Source organism: Spiroplasma sp. ChiS (assembly GCF_002968355.1).
In the GTDB taxonomy this organism is placed as follows: Bacteria; Bacillota_I; Bacilli_A; order Mycoplasmatales; family Mycoplasmataceae; genus Spiroplasma; species Spiroplasma citri.
The window spans coordinates 1-729 of sequence record NZ_PUUH01000245.1 but is presented as its reverse complement, the minus strand read 5'-3'; the positions used below and the strand labels follow the sequence as shown (position 1 = coordinate 729).

General features: G+C 24.2%; 1 pseudogene. It reads right to left on the bottom strand.

Annotated features, from left to right (window positions below):
- Positions 1-701, bottom strand: a pseudogene (locus C6B38_RS06245) (terminase large subunit domain-containing protein); the annotation flags it as partial.
- Positions 702-729: the final 28 nt, after the last annotated feature.

Genomic DNA, 729 nt, shown 5'->3' with positions numbered 1-729 from the left:
AATAACATTAAATAATCTTTTCTTTTTGCGGTTGCTGTTCGCATAACATCATAAATGTCACGCTTTTCCATCATTGCTACTTCATCTAAAACAACAAAATAGGGGTTTAAACCATCTAATGTTTTTGTTTCTGATGATAGTGGTTGAAAAAAAGAATTATTATGTATAAACTCTATTTTATCTCGCTTAACTTTTAAAATTTTATTTAAGTTAGAATTAATAAAAATCATTCGTCGCATTTATTCATAAACTCTTTTTGCTTGATCTCGTTTGGTTGCAATAGAATAAAGCTCAGCATTTGCTTCATTATCTAAAATTAAACTTTTTAAAGTGATTGCAGAAGCAAGGGCGGTTTTTCCATTTCCTCTTCCGACAATTAAGAGTGCTTCTTTAAATCTTCTTAAATTTGTTTTTTTATCATAAAAACCATATAATGCTTCTAAAAATGCTTTTTGCCATAATTCTAATTTAAAATTTTGTTTATTATATTCTCCAGTTGTATGAAARCAAGATTTTTCAATAAAGCTAATTGTTTTATTTGCTTCTTTGTGATTAAAATAATAATCTTTATTTGATTTTAATTCTTTTACTAATGTGGAAACAATTTTTTTAATTTTTATTCCAACTTTATTTTTATTGGAGTTTTTATTTATTCATTCATAATATATTTCTAAATTTGTTTTTTCATTATTTGCTTGCATTCTTATTTTTCCTCTGAATTATCATATA